Source organism: Metabacillus sp. FJAT-52054 (assembly GCF_037201815.1).
Taxonomy (GTDB): Bacteria; Bacillota; Bacilli; order Bacillales; family Bacillaceae; genus Metabacillus_B; species Metabacillus_B sediminis.
Map to the genome: position 1 here is coordinate 2,562,837 of NZ_CP147407.1, position 21,888 is coordinate 2,584,724.

The 21,888-nt window shown below is 41.2% G+C and carries 22 protein-coding genes; 2 read left to right on the plus strand and 20 right to left on the minus strand.

Features of this window, described 5'->3' with window-relative positions:
- Window positions 1-156 precede the first annotated feature (156 nt).
- From WCV65_RS13450 to WCV65_RS13515, 14 genes are all read right to left on the minus strand, one after another.
- The gene (locus WCV65_RS13450; protein ID WP_338777130.1) at window positions 157-474 is read right to left on the minus strand and encodes an MTH1187 family thiamine-binding protein; all 318 of its coding nucleotides are present in this window, start codon (window positions 472-474) and stop codon (window positions 157-159) included.
- A gap of 49 nt (window positions 475-523) precedes the next feature.
- The gene (locus tag WCV65_RS13455; protein WP_035403935.1) at window positions 524-1,600 is read right to left on the minus strand and encodes a hypothetical protein; all 1,077 of its coding nucleotides are present in this window, start codon (window positions 1,598-1,600) and stop codon (window positions 524-526) included.
- 27 nt (window positions 1,601-1,627) lie between these two features.
- On the minus strand, window positions 1,628-2,749 hold the full coding sequence (locus WCV65_RS13460) for a M14 family metallocarboxypeptidase (protein ID WP_051860470.1): 1,122 nt from the start codon (window positions 2,747-2,749) through the stop codon (window positions 1,628-1,630).
- 157 nt (window positions 2,750-2,906) lie between these two features.
- Window positions 2,907-4,790, minus strand: coding sequence for an LTA synthase family protein (locus tag WCV65_RS13465; protein ID WP_035403933.1), 1,884 nt, complete (start codon window positions 4,788-4,790; stop codon window positions 2,907-2,909).
- A 433-nt stretch (window positions 4,791-5,223) separates the two neighbouring features.
- Window positions 5,224-6,192 carry an ROK family glucokinase gene (locus WCV65_RS13470; protein WP_035403931.1) on the minus strand — a complete coding sequence of 323 codons (969 nt, stop codon included), beginning with the start codon at window positions 6,190-6,192 and terminating at the stop codon, window positions 5,224-5,226.
- A 57-nt stretch (window positions 6,193-6,249) separates the two neighbouring features.
- Window positions 6,250-6,456 (minus strand): YqgQ family protein, encoded by a 207-nt coding sequence (locus WCV65_RS13475; RefSeq protein WP_035403929.1) that lies wholly within the window; start codon window positions 6,454-6,456, stop codon window positions 6,250-6,252.
- 148 nt (window positions 6,457-6,604) lie between these two features.
- Window positions 6,605-7,768 carry a rhomboid family intramembrane serine protease gene (locus WCV65_RS13480; RefSeq protein ID WP_338777132.1) on the minus strand — a complete coding sequence of 388 codons (1,164 nt, stop codon included), beginning with the start codon at window positions 7,766-7,768 and terminating at the stop codon, window positions 6,605-6,607.
- A gap of 340 nt (window positions 7,769-8,108) precedes the next feature.
- On the minus strand, window positions 8,109-8,285 hold the full coding sequence (locus WCV65_RS13485) for a hypothetical protein (protein ID WP_197491563.1): 177 nt from the start codon (window positions 8,283-8,285) through the stop codon (window positions 8,109-8,111).
- Between the two features lie 79 nt (window positions 8,286-8,364).
- Entirely contained in the window at window positions 8,365-9,156 is a 792-nt protein-coding gene (locus tag WCV65_RS13490; protein ID WP_338777133.1) for a DUF92 domain-containing protein, read from the minus strand.
- On the minus strand, window positions 9,149-9,715 hold the full coding sequence (locus WCV65_RS13495) for a 5-formyltetrahydrofolate cyclo-ligase (RefSeq protein WP_338777134.1): 567 nt from the start codon (window positions 9,713-9,715) through the stop codon (window positions 9,149-9,151). Before WCV65_RS13495 ends, WCV65_RS13490 begins: the two co-directional genes overlap by 8 nt.
- A 103-nt stretch (window positions 9,716-9,818) precedes the next feature.
- On the minus strand, window positions 9,819-9,968 hold the full coding sequence (rpmG, locus tag WCV65_RS13500; RefSeq protein ID WP_035403921.1) for a 50S ribosomal protein L33: 150 nt from the start codon (window positions 9,966-9,968) through the stop codon (window positions 9,819-9,821).
- Between the two features lie 85 nt (window positions 9,969-10,053).
- Window positions 10,054-12,261, minus strand: coding sequence for a sugar phosphate nucleotidyltransferase (locus tag WCV65_RS13505; RefSeq protein WP_338777135.1), 2,208 nt, complete (start codon window positions 12,259-12,261; stop codon window positions 10,054-10,056).
- 16 nt (window positions 12,262-12,277) lie between these two features.
- The gene (locus WCV65_RS13510) at window positions 12,278-13,432 is read right to left on the minus strand and encodes a glycosyltransferase family 4 protein (protein WP_051860469.1); all 1,155 of its coding nucleotides are present in this window, start codon (window positions 13,430-13,432) and stop codon (window positions 12,278-12,280) included.
- A 4-nt stretch (window positions 13,433-13,436) separates the two neighbouring features.
- A complete protein-coding gene (locus WCV65_RS13515) occupies window positions 13,437-13,853 on the minus strand; it encodes a hypothetical protein (protein ID WP_035403918.1) in 417 nt (138 codons plus the stop codon).
- A 185-nt stretch (window positions 13,854-14,038) separates the two neighbouring features.
- Here WCV65_RS13515 and WCV65_RS13520 point away from each other — a divergent pair, with 185 nt between their 5' ends.
- Together WCV65_RS13520 and WCV65_RS13525 are read left to right on the plus strand one after the other, a co-directional pair.
- Window positions 14,039-14,389: a hypothetical protein gene (locus WCV65_RS13520; protein WP_035403916.1), complete on the plus strand. Its 351-nt coding sequence runs from the start codon at window positions 14,039-14,041 to the stop codon at window positions 14,387-14,389.
- Complete coding sequence (locus WCV65_RS13525; RefSeq protein WP_338777136.1) at window positions 14,386-14,859, plus strand: hypothetical protein; 474 nt, start codon at window positions 14,386-14,388, stop codon at window positions 14,857-14,859. Before WCV65_RS13520 ends, WCV65_RS13525 begins: the two co-directional genes overlap by 4 nt.
- A gap of 33 nt (window positions 14,860-14,892) precedes the next feature.
- On the opposite strand, the gene phoU is transcribed toward WCV65_RS13525, so the two are convergent.
- The 6 genes from phoU to WCV65_RS13555 all read right to left on the minus strand — a co-directional run bounded on the left by phoU (window position 14,893) and on the right by WCV65_RS13555 (window position 21,769).
- The gene (gene phoU, locus WCV65_RS13530; protein ID WP_035403912.1) at window positions 14,893-15,552 is read right to left on the minus strand and encodes a phosphate signaling complex protein PhoU; all 660 of its coding nucleotides are present in this window, start codon (window positions 15,550-15,552) and stop codon (window positions 14,893-14,895) included.
- A 125-nt stretch (window positions 15,553-15,677) separates the two neighbouring features.
- Window positions 15,678-16,502 (minus strand): phosphate ABC transporter ATP-binding protein PstB, encoded by an 825-nt coding sequence (pstB, locus tag WCV65_RS13535; RefSeq protein ID WP_035403910.1) that lies wholly within the window; start codon window positions 16,500-16,502, stop codon window positions 15,678-15,680.
- Window positions 16,503-16,542: 40 nt separating this feature from the next.
- Window positions 16,543-17,421, minus strand: coding sequence for a phosphate ABC transporter permease PstA (gene pstA / locus WCV65_RS13540; RefSeq protein WP_035403908.1), 879 nt, complete (start codon window positions 17,419-17,421; stop codon window positions 16,543-16,545).
- Window position 17,422: 1 nt separating this feature from the next.
- Complete coding sequence (gene pstC / locus WCV65_RS13545; protein WP_035403906.1) at window positions 17,423-18,370, minus strand: phosphate ABC transporter permease subunit PstC; 948 nt, start codon at window positions 18,368-18,370, stop codon at window positions 17,423-17,425.
- A 77-nt stretch (window positions 18,371-18,447) separates the two neighbouring features.
- Window positions 18,448-19,431 carry a PstS family phosphate ABC transporter substrate-binding protein gene (locus tag WCV65_RS13550; RefSeq protein WP_338777139.1) on the minus strand — a complete coding sequence of 328 codons (984 nt, stop codon included), beginning with the start codon at window positions 19,429-19,431 and terminating at the stop codon, window positions 18,448-18,450.
- A 211-nt stretch (window positions 19,432-19,642) separates the two neighbouring features.
- Window positions 19,643-21,769 carry a penicillin-binding protein 2 gene (locus WCV65_RS13555; protein ID WP_338777140.1) on the minus strand — a complete coding sequence of 709 codons (2,127 nt, stop codon included), beginning with the start codon at window positions 21,767-21,769 and terminating at the stop codon, window positions 19,643-19,645.
- Window positions 21,770-21,888 lie beyond the last annotated feature (119 nt).

Below are 21,888 nucleotides of genomic sequence, written 5' to 3' on the forward strand. Positions count from 1 at the left end.
CTTGAATGCACTAGGGAAACGATGAATATGAAGTCTCCATCATTATGGAAAGAATTTTTCATGAATGATGTTTCCGAATCGTTCCTTCTTTTTAACTGCCCGAAGATTACAGAAAAAGCCGGCCATAATTTAGCCGGCTTTTTTATGTAGAATTATTTAGGTTTGCCTCATATGCTTCTGAACACTTTCAAGCTTGCTCTGCATCGTTGATTTCTTATCTCTTCTGTCGTCGATCCGGATGTTGCTCGCTACTCTTGATATGCCTTCCTGAAAGGGTGCTTCATGGATTGCTTGAATGACTTCAAATAGGATTGGAAGCTCGCCTTCTATTAACGTGTTCATCGGTGTCAAACGAAATTCTATTTTTCCCTCTGATCTGTATTCTTCTAAAATGGCTTGGATACCGGCTACATGTGCGCTTACACTTGGGGTAGCCGTTCCAATTGGTATGATCGTAACATCTGCTATTGGCATGAATTTTTCCCGCCCTTCTTTTATAAAAATTATATCATAGACATAGAAGCTAAAACTTAATTAGGGTTTTCAGACTTCCCGTTACCATGTTAAACACTTTTTCAAGCTGAAAACCGTACAATACTTTTGTTCCATCTGGGGAGAACTGCAAAGGAACGTTTAATGCATCCTCAAGCCGGACATTTTTTTTCTCCTTCGAAAAGGAAAAAGAAACTAAATCCAGTTTGTCTGTTTCCTTGTTGTATTCATAAGTTAGAAACTCTTTCCCATTGGGACTGATTTCCGCTTTTGGAAGTTCAGCCAGTCCTTCTGTCTGTTTTATGGAAGCAGCAAAGCGGCGGGTTTTCGCCCCATCATGGATATGGAAGAAAGCCTCACCATTTTCCTGGCTCAACGTAACCCATACATTTTTTTTCGCGTAGAAAGCAAGCACCTTTTCTGCCGCCAGTTTTTCCTCATTTTTTTCGGGATCATACTGATAGATATCGGATACCTGATTTGTATTATCTTTTGCAAAGAGCAGGTTGCCCTCTCCGGTCCATTCTGCAAATGGAGCATCTATTGGGTTTGATTTTTCAAATCCGCTTAGAGGATAGTATATAACGGTCTTGTAGGTCCAATCCTCGTTAAATGATGTCACAAACAGCCGGTCAGAATTGCTTTTACTCCATGAAAAAGCAAGATCGTGTGATGAAAATTTCTTTTCAAACCGTTCCTCTCCCTTTGCGTCAATCAACAGTAAAACAATTTGTTTTGACGAAGGACTGCCCTGCAGCAGGATGTAATCACCACTAGGTGATGTTTCAAAGTCGGTAACAGGCATATTGACGCTGTAGAGCTGCAATTTTTGGCCTGTTGTGAAGTTGTACGTGTACAGAACGGTTTGCCGGTCCTTATATTCAGCGAAAACAACCGTGTCATTACCCATCCATCCTCCAACCATTTGAAAGGTCTCCTCATTCGCCTGGTAGGATACGATCGAATCCTTTTGTTTCTGCTGTTTTTTTTCCATATTTATCTTCGCTTCTGCAGCCGGAATATTTTGCTGCTCAGCACTCGTACAGCCCGCAGTCACCACTGCAAGGGCAAAAGCTGCCGTCATCACACGGAATCGATTGCTTCTCATACCTTCTTCACCTTTCTTTGTACTTGCTTACATATATAAGGCCGCCCAAAAGATGCCTTCCCCTTTTTCCCGAATGCTTTCATATTGATCAAGCGGGAGAGGATTTACTCCTAAGCCAAGTTCAATGGTATAGCCAGAACGGCCCCATTCATGAATAAACCAATCCCGGTAGCCGGCATGGCTGTCAATATTCCTTACTTCTGTATAGCCGCTTAATATCGAAAATTCCTTTACAATTAATGCAGCTTCTTCAGGCTCCCGATTTAAATATCCCCAGTAAATTTCTTCCCCCTGAGTGTGAAAACATAAAAGCCGGTCGAACCTCTTCTCTTCAGATAAACGTGCCATTGTAATGGCTTCAGGTTCTGATAGAGGGCGGTCTCCAGGATAATCTCTGGAAGATGGAGTTTTCGGAAGCTTTCTTTCCTTTTCAATTTCCCAATAAGCAGGAAATTGATTATTTAAATCTACACCGCGAATATTCGCTTTCCATTGTGAAAAATCATGGGATTGCTGATTAATCTGGAGAACAAGTTTCCTTAAATCGCTATCATCCGGGAGGCCTTCAAGGACAAGATCTACACCATCCGGATTGACCATAGGAACAATCGAAAGGGAGTTATGCGAATAAAGCTGAAGAGAAGAATGGCTGAATCTGGTTTTTCCATGAACAAGATCATTCGCAAATTGTTCAAGCCAATCCATTAATACAGCAGAAGTTATCCATTCGTTTGCGTGGAAGGAGGCATTCATATGAACGTTTCTTTTTCCTGTACCAATCGTTATCTCTATTATAGGCTGATTCCGTATACTATTTCCAATTATATGTGTCTGAATAAACGGGTACTTTAGAACCATTTTTTCTATATCACGATAGAAACACGCTGAAGAATATTTTTTTTGCCTAGGGACAATGCGATCTGAGACTTTCACAGCTTTATTGAACCCTTCCATTGCATCCTCGGGTTTACAGGCTGACGGCAGTGACAATCCGGACGCCGCCCACTCATATCCGGGAATGCTGATAACTGTTGCTGCTGGAATCGGATCCATTAGCGGCTGATTGGATTGCTCAATTAAAAGAGCGGGAAGATCAAAGTACTCTGCCAGTGTGCTAATTCGAACAGTTTCAATTAGTTTGATTTTCATAGAAATATCCCCCTTTCGTACAATTCATTTTATGAGAGAGATACTCCTTTCTGAACCAGTGAAAATGAGCCAATTGGCTTTGAGAAAAATTGGCTATCCGGTAAAATTTACCTAAAAAAAAGAACTTTGGCCAATTGACCAAAGCTCTTTTTGCTTGCTATTTATTTTCTGCCGGTTTTTGATCTTCTTTGTTATAGAACCTTAACAAATCACTATAGATAATTTTGTCTGAGTAGTCGAGTTCTTTCTTCGCTTTATCTACGTAAGGTTCACATACTTTTTTGTCTTCTGCAGGCTGTCCGGTACTCTTATCGTAGCAGATATTGTCGGTGTAAACATATTTATCTGTTACAAAGCTTCCGTCACGCATGACAGTGAATGGAAGACGGTCTTTAGAGAACAAGTCATTCCCGAACTCAACTTGGTCTTTTGTATCGATACCAAGCAGATTCATTATGGTAGGACGGATATCAATCTGTCCGCCGACTGTGTCAATTTCCTTAGGGTTCTTATCTGTTACACCCGGAATATGAACGATAAACGGTACACGCTGAAGCTGTTCAGATTCAAAAGGTGTAATTTCTTTGCCTAAGAACTTCGCCATCGCTTCATTGTGATTTTCGGAAATACCGTAATGGTCTCCGTAGAAAACAATGATGGAGTTATCATAAAGCCCATCTTCTTTCAGCTTTTCAATAAAACGTTTAATGGCATCATCCTGATACTTTACGGTTGTAAAATAATTGTTCAGGGTTTTACTGTTTGAATCGAATTTATCGATGGTTTGATCTTCCTCGCTTAGTTCAAACGGGAAATGGTTCGTAAGCGTAATGGACTTAGAATAGAATGGCTTTTTCATTTCTTTCATATGGTCAGCCGTTTGCTCAAAGAATTCCTTATCCTTAAGTCCCCAGCCTACTGAAGTTTCTGGTGTAACATTATAGCTATTCACATCATAGAATTTTTCATAACCAAATGAATTGTACATGAGATCGCGGTTCCAGAAGGATTTGTTATTTGCATGAAATGCAGCTGTTGTATAGCCGTTTTGCTTCATGATTTCCGGAGCAGCGTTGAATTCATTATCAGGGTTTGTAAAGAATACAGCTCCCCTGCCGAGCGGGTATAACGAATTTTCCACAAGGAACTCTGCATCAGAGGTTTTCCCCTGTCCTGTCTGATGATAAAAATTAGTGAAATTGTAGCTTTGTTTTGATAAATCATTCAGATATGGAGTAATCTCCTGTCCATTCAATTTTTCATTCATGACGAATGACTGAGTAGATTCAAGAGAAACCACTATGACGTTTCGGCCTTTAGCAATTCCCTTCATATCCTGATTCGGTTCTTTTTTATTTGCTTTAATATAGTTTTGAATTTCCGTTAAATTCGTGCTGTCTGCCATTGCACGCTGTGCAGACGTTTTGGACTGGATAATTCCATCATACACATGGAAGTTATAAACACTGATGTTTTTAACAAGCATTTCACGGTCGAAAGATCTTGTTAAAAGCTGAGGGCGTTCCGTTTCAGCAAGTCCAAGGTTAAAGAAGAAGATAGCTGCTACCATTAAATAATAGGCTGAGCGCTCTTTTCTTGTTGCTCTCGATTCAGAGCGAAAAGCAGGTTTGCGAAGCAGCCAGAACATGATGATTAGATCTACAAACAGAAGAACGTCAACAGGCTGGAATAAGGAAGAAATACTGCTTCCCAAGTCGCCCATGTTACTTGACTGGAACAGCACCGGAATGGTAAGGAAATCATTAAAGAATCGGAAGAAGACCATGTTTGCCAGCAATACGACCGTTAACAGGATGCTGACGATAAACACATATCGGTTCCTGTTCTTTTCCTTCATAAACAATCCGATTCCATAAATAAAGAGCAGGAAGCTGAGTGGATTGATAAAAAGAATGAATTCCTGTTTCCAGTTTTCAATTTTAATGTCAAAGCTAGTTTTATAGACAATGTAAGTTTTAAGCCACATGAACAATGTAGCTATGAGCAAAAAAGAAATTTTTGATATTGAATTTTTACGCATTCATTTACCTCCTCGTCCGGCAGAACTGCGCATTGCTTTTATCTATTTTTTTCCCAAATAAAGTAAAGGATTTATTAACAAGCTAAATCATATCTTAATACTTCGTTTACAAAAAATCAATGCTTTTAATACGTACATTACATTGTAATGGTAGAATTATATTTTGACTGTAATCTTTACCCCTTGCAGAATAAGGGCAAACCAGTTTGTATGACAGCTTGTTAAAAACTTTTTGTTTTTTATTACATATTCGTTAAGGAGACTATTTTCATTGCTTTACTAAGCAGCAGGCAGAGGATTAGTTTGAACGTTTCTTTCATTCATAAAACTGTATATTAGAATGAAGTCTCTTGAGAAAAGCCTTTTTCTCTCTCACAAAAGAGGAGCCTTATGCAAGGCTCCTCTTTAATATGCACATATGCGCTTTTCCCCATTAATATTCAGTGAGTAAAGTTTTTGCAAGCCACGCTCCGCCGATTACACCAGCATCATTTCCAAGAGTGGCAATTTCAATAGCTGCACCTTCGGCTACTCTTGGGAAAGCATATTTCTTAAAGTACTTCTCTACATGCACCCTCAAGTATTCCCCAGCTTTTGATACTCCGCCTCCAATGACGATTTTCTCCGGGTTCAGCCCGTTAGCAAGACTGGAAAGCGCGAGTCCAAGATGAAAGGTCACAAATTCCACAGTTTCCTGAGCGATTGCGTCCCCTTTAGCTGCAAACTCAAAAACGTCTTTAGAAGTAATTTCTCCTGTTTCCTTCCAGGCATTCCTTAACAGGCTCTCCTGATCAGACTCACCCAGCTTTTCTTTGGCAATTCTGACAATCCCCGTTGCCGAAGCTACAGTCTCAAGACAGCCTGTTTTACCGCAGTTGCAAGGGGCTCCACCCTCAGGGATAGACGTAATGTGCCCAATTTCTCCGCCTGCACCATTTACGCCATGGATGACATTTCCATTTGAGATAATACCGCCGCCGACTCCCGTTCCTAGAGTCACTAAAATGACATCCTTCGCTCCGTCGCCTGCACCTCTCCACATTTCTCCAATCGCTGCAATGTTCGCATCATTATCGATAACAGCCGGTAGGCCTGTTTCCACCTCTAGATGATCTTTAAGCGGATAGTTCAGCCAGCCTAGATTGACCGTTTGATAAACAAGTCCTGATGCAAGATCAACAGGTCCAGGAGCGCCCATTCCAATTCCCGCCAATCTGGATTTTGTTTCTCCAAGTTCCTGCAATTTTGCATCAATCGCTTTCGCAATATCCATTGTAATCGTTTTTCCAGTTTTATCAGTAGGGATTTCCCATTTGCTAACCATTTCTCCGTATAGAGAAATAAAAGCCATTTTAATTGTGGTTCCTCCCAAATCTACACCAACCAGCCACTTCTCGCTCATGTCTCTCAGTCCTTTGTCTTATAAGTTAAGGAAACCGCTTGCACAAATTTTCATTGATTACCTTTCTCTTTTCTCCCGCTCGATCTGTGCTTCATGGCGAAGGATTAAAAGAGCCATCTGAAAAACCTGTGTTTCAATCAGTTTTGATTCATAAAGCTGCCTGACCTCATCTTCCATAAGTTCGAGATCAGCAACCCGGTCCCCGATATAAATAATTGTCCCGTACTTCTTTAAAAGCTGTCGGACATCATAAACTGTATTCAAGCCTTCACCTCGTTTAATGCACAAGTACGTCCATATATAAGGTATCGGAGAATGTTTGTGTAGTCAAGAAAAAAAAGCCTGAATTTATGCAGATACAAACCGTTCAAAAGGCTGCAGGAATCCCCGGCAGCCTTACAACTATAGCATGTTACCATCTTGAGTATCCGAACGCAGCAAGAGAAACAGCGAGAACCAGTCCTGCTGCGGCAGCCAAGCCCTGTCTTGCCGATTTAGACTGGGAAGGCAGCTGCACAGCAAATGCTGCAGCCATGCCGCCGATAAGTCCGCCTATGTGTCCTGCATTATCAATATTGGAGATTGTGAAACCTAAAGCAAGGTTGATGCCAATCACCACCAGGATGTTTGGTCCGATCGTACGCAAAAATAAATCGCGCTGAACGACGCCAAGATAAAGCAGAGCACCAAAGCAGCCGAAAATGGCTCCCGAAGCACCAGCTGAAATCGACGTATTAAATGCAAAGCTTGCTAGAGTCCCCATAATTCCAGAAAAGAAATAAATCATTAAAAACCTGGCAGAGCCGAACATTTTCTCAACTGCTTCTCCAATGAAATAAAGCGCCATTGAGTTCATTAAAAGATGAATAAAGCCAATGTGAAGGAACATGGGCGTAATAAGCCTCCACCATTCACCTTCCATAATATAAGGATTAAATTTAGCACCAAAGTTAACCAGCGTCTGATTATTTTGGCTCCCCCCTGCCAGCTCCATAAGAATAAACACAACGATTTGGATCGCAAGGAGTAATTTAGTAAATCTTGGTTTTCCATACTCAAACAGCTTTCTTTCCTGAGTTACCCGCGTGTTTTCTTTTTCTAACACCTTAAGCCTATACGAATGGAGCTCCTCGTAATCTGTAATTTCCGGGAGTTCTTTTTCCAGGCGGACAGAAAGCATATCCTCCATTGAAATCATTCCTTCAGACCTTTTTTCATCAGAAATAACCACATTTTTAAGTACAATATTTCCACGGGAATAAGGCTTTTCGACAAGATGCTCCCACTCATCTACCGGAGCGTAAGCAGAAATATAGATGTTAAGAATGTTCATGGATTTTCTTCCGGCATTTTTCCGGATTTCCTCAAACATGTGCGCAGCGCGTTCCATATCCTGCTCCAGCCTATTTCCCCAATCTGCATCCATTCTTACAAATCGGACAAGCTGGAAATCAGCACTGCGCTGGCTCTCCAGCCACACTTCATTATGATCCTCTGCCATCGTCACAATGCGGTACTTACCGTCCAGCAGCTGACCGATGATACTCCAATAAAAAACATCCTGCTCTAGCGCCATTGCAACCTCTCCAGATCCCATTTTTGTTATGGATATTATATCAGGACATTCCTTCAAATAGAAAGGGTTAACACTTGCTTTCAAGCAAAGTACGAAGATCAGCCGAATCAAACGAATCCATAGCGAGTCATTTTTTAATTCCTTAAATAAAAAAAGCATCAGATGAAATTCTGATACCGATTCTTTGTGCTATGAATGTGGTTGATTTACGTTTCAAAATACTTGCTTCCAGGGCATTGCAGGCAAATGCGGACCCTTCCCATGCACACCGCCTGGGGGGTCTCGCACTTAATTGCACTAAAGTGCCTAAACCTTCTTTATAATAACAGTCTCAAACATTTTAAAAGAATGCTTTGTGCAGAAACTTATCTCTTACAAATGGAATTCTTAAGGAAAGCCGGATGAAAAATGCGCGCATTGCCTGGTTTCCGAGAATGAGGTTCAGTATACGGTATCTGGATTGAAATAAAAGATAACCTCCAAACAAAACAAGCAGGTAGCCTATTAATCGGTTCATAAAAATCCCTCCTGCTCATACTGTTTGCCACGATTCCTAATTTTATCCGCATCTGGGGTTTTTTTAGCCAGGCTGTCGTTTAGAGCAGGATAACTACTCCTGCTGACAAAGCAGCTGCCATACATATGGAGATCATATTCACGACATCATTATTAAAAAATGAGTATCCTTGAACGACACGGCCTTTTACTCCGCAATGGATTTTCTTTTCCGTTACCTCTTTGCATACAGGACATTCGTACTTTACTTGTACAGTCCCTCCCAGCAGCGTATCCGCAAGGTTTCCACCAAAACCAATCAGCGCAATCATTACTCCCCACTGCCAGTCCAGATTAAACACAAAAACAGAAAGAATAGCGATAAAACCAGCGCCTGCTGCTGCTGCTGCGGTACCTAATAATGAGACTGCTCCGGACGTTCCCCGAACTGTCTTCTTTAGAGACAGCAGCATGCGGGGAGCTTTTTTGCTAAGTGTGCCAATTTCAGATGCCCATGTATCTGAATTTGCTGCAGCTATCGATGTACAGAAAACAGCCGTCCATAGATCTGCTCCGGTCAGCCAGAACAAAAAACTGGCAATTGATGAAATGCCTCCATTTGCAATTACCTGGACAGAATCCCGGCGATCACCCTTTTCCAGCATTTCATCCAGCACTTTCTTCTTATTCCGCTTATATTTACTTAGCAGACTTGAACTGGAAAAAAATGCTCCTAGCAAAAAAAGTCCATGAAAGCCATACCCAAGATAAATTAACAGTCCAGTCAGACATGCAGCCGCTGCTCCGCTTAAAGTCAAAGACTTGATTTTCCATCCTGCCAGTGAAATCAATCCAATTAATAAAAGTCCTAGAATATGTATGGGATTACTCACGGCAATGAAGCACCTCTTTTTCAGTTATGATCCTTTTAACTGGTACATCAAAAATTTCGGAAGGAACAAAAGGAAGAACCTGACAGGAAAAGGCAAGCGACACTGTGTCGCCGGTGAAATTGTGCAAGTAACGGTCATAATATCCTCCGCCGTAGCCAATTCGATAGCCTCTGCTGTCAAAGCATAGACCTGGTACGACCATCACATCCACGTCACATTTCTCTACTGGATCCGTCTTACTCGGAATAGGCTCTTGCAGCCCGTAATAGACCGTTTCAAGCTGGTTAAATGATGTAATTACCCTGAATTCCATCTCTTTCTTTAACGGAAAACATTTAGGAACCGCCATTCGCTTTCCCTCTTTCCAGCCTTTTTCAATGATGCTCCTTGTATTTGGTTCCCTATTTTGTGAAATCGTTAACCCGATTGTTCCGGCTTTTTTCCAAAGGGGGGATAGCAGAAATTGCTGTTCGATTAATTGAGAGTACTTATGGTATTGAACATCGTCCATTTTCTGAAGCTGGATTTTCATCTGCTCCCGCAAGTTTGTTTTCTTCATTCTACTCACCGCTTTTATATGTACTTATTCTATTATATATTCAAGCTTTTACATTCACAGTAAAAATCCAATAAAAAAACAGCAGGAATTAATCCCCTGCTGCTTACTTTGTTTCGCGGTGCACTGTCATTTTTTTCTCTCTGGAGCAATATTTTTTAAGCTCCATACGATCCGGGTTATTACGTTTATTCTTTTTAGAGATATAGTTACGCTCACCACAGTCAGTGCAAGCAAGTGTAATATTCACACGCATGATTATCCCTCCAAACTGTTCAATCGTTAAATCTAATCAGACTTTAACATCATACCACTGAAGATCAAAAAATTCCACTTAATTTTTATTTTTGAAAGTGTTTTATTTTTTTTGAATAAACCTCATTTGTTTTCAATGCTTCTTCAGGCCGCTGATCCATTGTAATGATGGATAAAACAGATTCATTCTTCAAGGAAGCGATTCTGGTCCAATTGCCTTCGCCGTGGTGAATATTAATTCCTTCAGATAGTCTGATCCGGTCAAACTCTTCATCTGAAATTAAACGGCTCAGTACCCTGCTTTCATGCCCGGAGCGGCAGGATACATGCTGGCAGGCGGCTTTAGAATAAAGGCATAGCTTTTCTTTGTGCAAGGAGTCCTCTTCTATTTCTTTTAGCAGGGATGCGAGCAGCTGTATCGGGGTTTCCACTTCAGGCAGCTTAAAGCGGTGATTAAAGATTTCGCTTATGATTGAGGGAGTGATCGGCAAATCCCCATGTGCTCCTTTTAATTCCAATGTCTGTTCCCGCTCATTCAGCCGAAAAATCAAAGCCGGCCCTTTACTAAAATCTGCAGGTTCTAATTTTACAATGAAGGATTCCTCCATCAAATCCCGGTAGAATCGATAGGAAAGGGAATCCATTTCTAAACCGTAACTCGGCCCTGAATTTGAGCTCTCCCCAATTCCCTCAGACCGAAGAGAGTGATCTTGTTCTTTTGCCAAGCCGGAGATTCTTGTTTTCGTGCCGGTAATTTTACTTGAAACGAGTGTAGCTTTGGAATAATGCGATTCAATCGACTTTTCCATTTCTGCAGGCAGGACCTGCCCTGCTCCATCGAATAGCAAAATGCTGCATACTTGACCTGTAGAGAATGCATATGCACCCATGCGGTGAAATTTATAGCATCCATACCTAAGCGCAGATGGTGGAACTGGATCTTCTTCTAAGTATATGGGGCAGCCAAACGATCGTAAGGAATCAGTAAAGAGATTGGTTACTAAAGCAGAAAGGGCACTGCCGTCACTTGCTGCAATTACACCGGTTTTTCCGCATGCAGCTGAGAACGCCTGTGCCAGTTTAACTGCTTTTATCGTCCCGCCTTCTTCCATGGAAAAATCAATGCGTCCTTTTGAGCAAAAAACCTCTTTTTCCGGAAAGTATTTCGCAGAAAAGGTATCTTCTAGATGTGTTCCTTTAGCAACCCTGGTTGCCGGCCACACCCTCACGTGCTCCTTGACCACATTTTCCCCCTCCATCACTACATTTTCCCCTAAAACCGAGCCGTTATTGAGTACACTAAAAGCTTTTATTTCACAAAAGCTTCCCAAAACAGAACCGATGACATGAGTACAGGAGTGAATTTGCTGATGACTCCAGCAAATGGATCCTTCAATGCGGGAACCTGCTGCAATATGAGAACCCTCGCCTATCGCTGTATATGGACCGATTTTACATCCCTTCTCTATAATCGTGCCTTTTCCAATTAATACAGGCCCTTCTAAAACCGTACCTTTCTCAATGACGGCTCCCTCTCCTATACAAATTTTATTCTTTGAATCAGTATTCAGGAGACATTTAGGAGACAGATCAACAATCCCGTCGAGCAAGTCAAACTGAGCTGCCTTGTATTCGGAGTGAGATCCAATGTCAGACCAATACCCTTTCGCTTTGAACATGTGAATTCCTCTTTCAAGGAGAAGAGGAAGAATATCTTTACAAATGTCCTGTGGTTCATCACTTGAGATGTAATGAAAGACATCAGGTTCAAATATATACATTCCAGCATTGATGTATTCGCTATACACCTCTGTTCGATATGGCTTTTCCATGAAATTTAGAATACGTCCTGAGGAATGGGTAATCATGCTTCCATATTCACCTGTCTGACTTTTGCTGACGCCAAAAACCGTGCCGATGCAGTCTGAACTTTTATGTGATTGGATGGCAGCATGCAAATCAAAATTTGAAATTGTATCCCCGCTCACAACTAAAAAGGCTTCATTCAGCAAATGCTCTCCTAATTGCAAACAGCCTGCCGTACCTAACGGAGTTTTTTCCTTTAAATAAGTAATATTGACTCCAAATTCTTCCCCATCTCCAAAATGCTGTTCTATGACACTGCTTTTCCAGCATAAAGCCATTAAAACATCGGTTACTCCATACTGTTGCAAATACTCAACAACATATTCGAGAACAGGTTTATTCAGTAAAGGAACCATCGGTTTAGGCAATCTTGATGTCAGGGGCTGCAGCCTTGTGCCCATTCCGCCTGCCAGAATAACTGCTTTCATATGAACCTCCTTCCTTTCACATGTGCTGCATTGATTTCTTATATATATGGATTGTCTTTTCAGCTGCAGAGCTCCAGCTATATTTTTTTGATTCATTGTGTGCTTTAACACTAATGGCTGCTGCTTTTTCTGGAAATTTTAATAGTTCCAGAAGCGAACGCGTTAAATCTTCAATATGGGAGCTTTTATATATCAAACCGCTCTCATTGTGCACAACCATCTCAGGAAGCCCTCCCGCATCGGAAACGACTAGAGGCTTCCCTGCCGACATAAGTTCCAGGGCGGCCAAGCCAAAGGGTTCATAAAGGCTTGGTATGCATGCTGCAGCTGCATATTGTATATATCTATTCCGTTCCTCCCCCTTTATAAAACCCGGAAATATGACATCCTTTTGAATACCCAAAGATTCTGCGAGTGCTTCGTACTTTTCTTTACCCGGACCTTCCCCCGCAATGACCAGCTTTAAAGCGGGGAGCTCGCTTTTTATCATTGAAAAAGCCACGAGTAAGTCCTCAAATCCTTTTTCAGGCACGAAGCGGCCCATGGAAAAGATGTATGGATATGCAGCAGGATTTCCCAATGAACTTTTTGAAAATGGTGCCGCCCCGTTATGGATTACAGTTATTTTTTCGGCATCTGCTTTTTGAGAAAGAATTTCTCGCTTCATATAATTACTGCAGACAATTAGCTCATCAGCTTCTTGTAAAAGCTTCTTTTCCATTTCATGGATCATTTTTTCAGCGGGAGTTTTCAAGCTCTTTTTTCTGCCGGTTTCCATGGAGTGGATGGTAGCAATTAGAGGGATTCTGTACATTTTTTTAGCATAAATAGCCGCTCCGGCTGTCAGCCAGTCATGGGCATGTACAAGGCTGAATGATTGATGAAGGGATTGGATCGCTTTAATCCAGGTTAAGTTAATATTCATCATCCATTCGTAGGAATTATCGTATGCCTCATTCTGTAGCTGTGGACGGTATATCGTAAAGGAGTCTTGCCTTTCGTATTCTGGCTCATGCATTCCTTCAGGTATCGTAACTAACAATCCATGAATCTCAGCGGAGGAAAGCTCTTGTGTTAAATGGGATACATGCGTTCCCAGTCCTCCCCATATTTTTGGAGGGTATTCTGTTGAAAACATCAGGATGGGTGAATTTTCTGCGAGTGGTTTCATTGCGTTATTTCCATTCTCCATAATCAGTATAGGCGGAAAAATAAGTCTGAAACGAATCAATCGTCTTTTTAGAAAGATCGAAGGAGAGATCTGGTGTTTTAGCTGCAGCCAGCATCATGTTGGAGGAATTAAAAAACAGTAATTTTAATTGAAAAGCATGGAAGCCAGACTTTGTATAAAGCTTCATCTTCCCTGATGAGGAATATATCGGATAGTCATAGCAGACAGGCTCAATAGAACCATTAGCATATAAAGAAAGTCTCATTATTTTGTATAGGCTCTCATAATCCTCATGCATAAGAATGGGAGAGGCTCGTTGTGTGACCTCCGAAACATGCCATTCGGTGATCAGCAGGGCTGATATTTGTTTTGCCTTTATCCAATCTGTATCTGAAGAATCTTGAGCCCGTTCGAAATACAATCCGTTTCTTCCTCATTTCTTTATTTTTCTTTATCATAATGTAAATTTCACTATGGTACAACTCTAGGAAGGAGAACATGTGAAATTTAACGAAAATCCTATAATTTATAGGAAAAACCATTAAAAAATTCGACAAACTATGATATAAAGAATAAGTGAAAACTTTGATAGAAGGTGAAAATTAAATGGAAATAGTCATCGTGGTATTGCTGGTCGCAGCGATTGCCTTATTGGTGTATTCGTTTACGAAGAAGGATAAGGTTCAGGAAATCGAAAAGGATCTGGATCAGCTTCAGCTATCAGCCATGCAGGAGATTTACAAGCTTAAGAAGAAAATTAAAGTCTTGGAAGAGGAAATTTTACAGGATGACATTCAGTCGCTGTCTCAGGAAGAGCAGCTAGACTATCATATTGAGAAAAAGGTCGTAGCGAAGTATAAGCATGGGATGACGGTTGATGCCATTGCAAAATCAGAAAATATTTCTGTTAAACAGGTTCAGGCCATCATCAAGCGAAACGAGAGGATCCTAACATGAGCAGAAAAGGCATCCAAGCATTCTCCGCCGGAATCATCACTGCTACCGTTGTCCTTTCCATTTCTTATTTTCTTACACCTAAAGAGTCAGCCGAATCTGAAAAAGCAACAGAAGAGCAAGTAACTGCCTATCTGGCAAGTGAAGGCCAGGTATCTGTTCCAAGGGATACATACGAAACCCTTGTCAAAACGAAAGAGGAATCTGTATCGGCATCCAGCAAAAAGGAAGAGACACCACCAAAAAAGGAAAGCCCTTTAAAACAGGAAACTTTCCGATTCTTTATTTATGAAGGAACAAGTACTGCTGAAATTGCCCAAGAGCTGGAACGAGGAAAAGTGGTCAAATCTGCTAATGAATTTGCGGATTACCTGATAAAAACAGATCTGCATACAAAGGTTCGTCAGGGCGGATATAAACTCCCTACTGGGTTAAGCAACGAAGAGGCAGCAAAATATCTCATTAAGCAATAACAAAAACTCCGCTGACAATCAGCGGAGTTTTTGTTAATTATTCAAATCGTAGTGTCTGCCTTTTACGAGGTAAAAAATGTTTTCAGATATATTTGTTGCATGATCCGCAAATCTCTCTAAATAGCGGCTTACAAAGAGCAGCTGAGTGACCTGCGGCATGGACTCCTGGCTGTGCTGCGTCAATTCTAGCAGCTCCCTGATTGTCTGCCCGTAAAGATTGTCTACCGCATCATCCATATCAGCGACTTTTTTAGCAAGAACAACATCTTCCTCGTTAAAAGCTTTAATGGATAATGAAAGCATCTCAGTTGCGATGGCATGCATTTTTTTAATGGTCTCTATCGGTTTGATAAGAGGATCATCCCCGATTCGAATAGCAGATTTCGCAATATTTACAGCAAAATCAGCCATACGCTCCATTTCATTCGATATTTTAATGGTGACCATAATCCTGCGCAAATCTGTCGCAACCGGCTGCTGCTTCGCAATAAGCAAAATGGAAAGATCATTAATTTCCTCATCCAGATTGTCGACAGCTTCATCCTCTTCCATAATCTCTAAGGCCTTCTCAATATTTTGATTTTCGAGCGCATCGATTGATTTAGCTAAAGCAATCTCAGTAAGACTTCCCATTTCAATTAATTTTTCTCTAAGCGTATTTAAATCAAATTCAAATTTTCCACGTACGACCATGTTGTCAACCTCCAACTATTTCTTTTATTTCAATAGTTTACTCTTTTTCCTTAGAAAATGCATGAAAGATTCAAATCTCATACGTTCAAAAAAAGCCGCGCTGAACAAGCACGGCTTTTTTTCTATTAGCCGAAACGGCCAGTAATATAATCTTCAGTTCTTTTATCTGCAGGTGTAGAAAAGAGCTTATTCGTATTCGAGTACTCTACCACTTCTCCATTCAAGAAGAAAGCTGTACGGTCGGAGATACGTGCGGCCTGCTGCATATTGTGTGTAACGATGATGATGCTATAGTTTTGCTTCAATTCCTGAACAAGTTCTTCTACTTTTAATGTTGAAATCGGATCAAGGGCAGATGTTGGCTCATCCATGAGAATAACATCCGGCTCGATTGCAAGGCAGCGTGCAATACAAAGACGCTGCTGCTGGCCGCCGGAAAGTCCATATGCATTTTCTTTTAGACGGTCCTTAACTTCATCCCAAATTGCTGCACCCTTTAAACTCTGTTCAACAATCTGATCCAAGACCTTTTTATCGCGGATTCCGTGAATTCTCGGTCCGTATGCAACATTGTCATAGATGGATTTAGGGAACGGATTTGGCTTTTGGAAAACCATACCTACTTGTGTTCTCAACTCTTCAACACGGTAAGATTTATCGAAAATGTTTTGTCCGCGGTAGATTATTTTTCCGGATGTGCGTACAATCGGAACCAATTCGACCATGCGGTTTAAAGTTTTAATATAAGTAGATTTACCGCAGCCGGATGGTCCGATAATCGCTGTTACTTCATTTTCATATACATCAAGGTCGATGTTCTTCAAAGCTTGATTGTTGCCGTACCAAAGATTTAGGTTATCTGTTTTATAAACAACGCTTTTATTAACATTTGCTGTATCTGTACTAATACCTGATGTTTGTTTATCTTTCACAACTGTTTTAACTTCCATTGCGAAAATCCTCCTTCACCTATAGAACCATTAAATTGTATTAATATCTTTTTGAAAATTTATTTCGAATCAGCACAGCAACTGTATTCATTACAATCAGGATAATAAACAATATTATTATACCAGCTGCAGCGAGATCATGGAAATCCGTCTGCGGTCTGGAAGCCCAATTGTAAATTTGAATAGGCATAACAGTAAACGTACTTAACAGTCCGTCTGGCAAGTAGTTGACGTATGCAAATGCGCCTACAACGATAAGCGGAGCAGTTTCCCCTACTGCACGGGAGAATGCAAGGATACTTCCCGTTAAGATACCCGGGATCGCAGTCGGAAGAACGACACGATAGATTGTTTGCCATTTTGTAGCACCCATACCAAATGATGCTTCTCTAAGCTGTCCAGGGACAGCGCGAATTGACTCCTGAGATGCAACAACGATAACCGGAAGAATGAGCAAAGCCATTGTGAAACCAGCTGCCATAATGCTTCTTCCAAGTTCAAAATAACGGACGAAAATGGTTAATCCCAGAAGACCGAATACGATGGATGGAACGCCTGCAAGGTTTGAAATATTCATCTGAATAAATCTGGTAAATTTATTCTTCTTTGCGTATTCTTCAAGATAAATTGCAGTCCCTACTCCAAAAATCAGAGCAACAGGGATCGTAACGCCCATTACCCAAAGTGTTCCGATAAAAGCTGCCTTAATCCCTGCGTTAGAGGGGCGTCTGGAAGCAAAGTTATTAAAAAAGTCTGCTGAAAGGAATTCATATCCTTGAGTGAATATCCGATACATTAATATTCCCAGTACAACAAGTGAAAAAAGAGTGGCAATCAAAAAGATTGTTTTAAAGATCTGATTATTAATCAGGCGGCTGCCCATCTTCTTTTCCACTTGAGCTTGATCGACTAATTTCATCTTAGTACTCCTCTCTAAAGCGGCGTGAGATGTATTGAGCCAGGATGTTCATAATGAGAGTAAACACAAACAGTGTCATTCCGACAGCATATATGCTGTAATATTGGGTTGTACCAAATCCTGCGTCCCCAGTGCTTGCCTGAACGATATAAGATGTCATCGTCTGGATGGTTTCTGTAGGATTAAAGGTAAAGTTCGGATTTGAACCACCTGCAAGTGTCACAATCATTGTTTCCCCGATTGCACGGGAAATCCCAAGAACGAAAGACGCTACAATTCCTGAAATTGCAGCAGGCAAAATAATTTTAATTGCCAGCTCAAATTTTGTTGCCCCCATTGCCAGCGCACCTTCGCGGATGGCGTTTGGAACAGAGCTCATCGCATCATCTGATAGGGAAGCAATCATCGGAATGATCATAATCCCAACTACAATTCCCGGGCTAAGCGCGTTAAAAAACGGAAGATCCGGGATCAGCTTTTGTAATAGAGGAGTGACGAAAGTCAATGCAAAAAAGCCGTAAACGATGGTAGGAATACCAGCAAGAATCTCAAGTATCGGCTTAACGATTCTTCTGACGCGGTCTGAAGCATATTCACTCAAATATATGGCTGCTCCAAGCCCGAATGGTACCGCAACAATTGTTGCAATCACGGTTACAAGGAGAGTTCCGGAAACCAATGCAGATATTCCATAAACCTTATTCTCATCTCCTGAAGCAAAAGGAAGCCATTCTGTTTTCGTAATGAATTCCATGAATGGAACCTGCGAGAAGAAAATAACGGTTTCTACAATTAACGTGTACAAAATTCCAAGTGTGGTAAGAACGGAAACAATTGCTGTTAGCAATAAAATTACCGGTACTGCTTTTTCAACCAATCTGCCAGAACTATTCTTGGCTTTTTTCTCTTTTATCAGGTCGCGTATTGATTGACCGCTTGACATAGCCATTTTTTTGAAAACCCCTTTCCCTATACATAGGAAGGTGAGAAGCATTGCTGCTCCTCACCTATTAGATTGTTCAGGTATTATTTCGTTGCTTCTTCAAACTTAGTCATTTGCTCTTTTGCTTCGTCTTCTGGAAGTTTAACATATCCAACTTCTTCAGAAAGTGTTGCAGCATTTTCTAAGTAGAATTTAACGAATTCTTTAACTTGCTCTTTTTCTTGAAGAGATTTGTTGCTTACATAGATGTATAGCGGACGGGAAAGCGGATTGTAAGAACCGTCTTCAATTGTTTTGTTAGATGGCTCAACAGCTTTTCCTTCTTCATTTACAACTGGTACAGCTCTCATAGTGTCTTTGTTTTCGAAGTAGTAAGAGTAGCCAAAGTAGCCAATTGCGTTTTTATCGTTTTGAACACCTTTTACAAGAACGTTGTCATCCTCAGAAAGTGTTGCGGATTTAGTCATTGGATTGCCTTTTTTGTCGTTAGCCTCTAGGATTGCTTCTGTGAAATAGTCATATGTTCCGGAATCAGTACCAGGAGAATAGAATTTGATTTCTTCTTTCGGCCATGATGGATCGATATCAGACCATTTTTCAGCTTTACCGTTTTCAGTCCACATTTCTTGCAGCTGATCTACAGTCAATTCTTTTACAAAGTCATTCTCTTTGCTTACAACAACTGAAAGACCATCGTTCGCAATTTTAAATTCAGTATATTCGATTCCAGCATCTTTAGCAGCTTTAGCTTCTTCATCTTTAATTGGGCGGGATGCTTGAGAAATATCAGTTTCACCTGCAACGAAACGCTCGAAACCGCCGCCTGTTCCAGATACACCGATTGGTGCTTTTACATCAGGGTTTTCAGCAGAAAATTCTTCAGAAACAGCTTCACCGATTGGCGCTACTGTAGATGAACCGTCGATTGCGATTTCACCGGATAGCTTTTTATCTGTCTGTTCTGTTTTTTCGCCTTGTTTAGCAGTATCTCCGCTATTTCCGCAAGCAGCTAGTGCTAGTACAGAAGATGCCATAATAGTAACGGCCATGAATTTCAAGCTTTTCATTATTTCTTTTCCCCCTAAAGTGGTGTTTTTGTCCTACGTGAATAAGAATACCGTTAGACTATTAACTTGGTTTTAACCAAATGTTAAGGTTTTGTAAATTTGTGATGCTTTTTGTCGGTTTTAGGGAAGGATAGTCCCATTTTTTCTCAAAAAAAGAGCACTCTTGATTGAGTGCTCTTATTATGGCAATAGGACTTGAAAATTATTCTAATTAATTGTTTATCGCCTTTTGCTCAATTTTTTCCATATTCTTCTCTTCTAATTTTTCTTTATCATGCTTGGATTTTAGTTCATAGTACTTATCCATTATTCTTTTGCTGATGGTCCGATTGATTGGATGGGAATTGGAACTTTTATCGTACGCCCATGGGACAACTACCGAAAAGGCAATCTCAGGATGATCATTCGGGGCGTATCCGACCATCGTCAGGTTATAGGTAGGCGAGAGGAATTTGCTTTCTACAGGCCCATCATAAAAAGCCTGTGCTGTTCCGGTTTTGCCGGCCGGCTTATAATCTGCACCCATGAAGTATGGATATCCTGTTCCGCCCTTCTCCTGCATGACTTGTCTGAAGCCTTCCTGAACCCTTTCAATATTGCTCTGGCTCATTTCAAGTTTATTCAGGATCTCAGGATGAGAGGATTTCACAACCGGCCCAAGACCTTCTGAAGGAGCGGGTTCCCTTATTTCCCTGACCATTTGCGGCTTCATCCGGTAGCCCCCATTCGCAATGGTCGAAACATATTGAGCCAATTGCAACGGGGTATATGTATCATATTGGCCAATAGATAAATCCAGCAATAATCCCGGTGTGACATCTGAGCCCTGATATCCTGTTGCTTCATTTGGCAGATCAATTCCTGTCGGAACCCCAAGGCCGAATTGGCTGTAATAATTCCGAAGAACACTGAATGCCCCTGTATCAAGCGGCAGAGACCCGTTTTTCTTATACTTTCCTCCAGCCATTTCAATGACCGTTTTAAACATGTAAACATTTGAAGAACGCTTCAGTGCTTCAAGATCATTAATGCTTCCCATGGTTTCATGTGATTTTTTTGGAGGGGAGCCTTTAATGAAAAGCGGTTCATCCAGCAAAGTGGTGCCGGGTTTGATTGCTCCGGACTGATAGCCTGAAAGAACGGTCGCCCCCTTGACGGCAGAGCCCATTGTATAGGAAGAAGTCATTGCACCGAGTGAGAAATCCTTCATTTTTTGCACCCCGCTGCGATCCTTTACAATTTGCTTGCCTGCCATGGAGAGCACCTCTCCATTTCTTGGATCCATCATAACAACAAATGCCCGATCCAAAAGCTCAGTGCCTGATTCTTTTTTTGCGGCATTGAGCTCTTCCTCAATAATTTTTTCCACTTCTATTTGAAGTTCAATATCCATGGTCAGAATTAGATCTTTTCCGCTTTTGCCCTCTGAAATCATTTGAGTATCCAGGATATTTCCTTCGCGGTCCGTCATATTCTTGGCCCGTGCCTTCTCACCTTGGAGGACATCTTCATACTCCATTTCAAGGTAGCTGGTCCCAACCCTGTCATTAAGGCTGTATCCTTTAGCCAGAAATGTGTCCCTCTGCTCCTTTGGTATCCCTTGCTCAGGTGAGGAGATGTTGCCAATCATCGTGCGCAGCATTGTATCAAATGGATATTTCCGTTCCCAGTCTGTTGTAACGTCCACTCCTGGAAGCTCATCAAGATGTTCGCTTACCGTTGCGAATTCCTTCGGTGAAACGCCTTTATTTTTAATAATTTGCGGAGTCATGGCATATCCGGCATCCATTTGCCGTTTAATAGCGAGTATTTCAAGTTCTTTTTGAGATACCCTTGCTAAATCTTCCTTTGTAATTCGGCTTAGCTGAAGATCGTACAACTGGTCTTCAGAAATCTTGCCTTCCCCTGCCTTTTGTCTGTCTTCATCCGTTATTTTATTTTCTGCTTCATCAGGACGTGTAATCATCCAATAATCTTTTAAATCTCTTTCTGTAATCTTATCTGTTTTTTGATCAATCATTTTCGCCAGGATTTTAGCAATAGCCAGCCGTTTTTCCTGGCTTGTCGCCGAAGATCTGGTGTATGTAATCGCGTTAAGCGGCTCATTGTCCACTAAAGTACTATAATTCCTGTCGTACATTTTCCCTCTCGGTACTGTAGAACTCACATCGACTTCTTCTTTCCGGTCGAGTTCCTTCTGGTAGTCCTGGCCATAGACGATCTGTACAATGCCAAGTCTGAGAACGATTCCGCAAAAAACGAGGAATACGATCAGGAAGAGGACATTTAGGCGGACCGGCATAAACCTTTTTCTTCTGCTTTTCTTCTCTTTCGTCATTTTACACCACCTTTTAAAGCATTTTTCCAGAATGATGAAAGAAAGACACCCTGTGAGGGTGCCTTGTCTATTGTATTATTTTTTCAGTATCATTTCTACTCTGGCACTGGATTGTTACA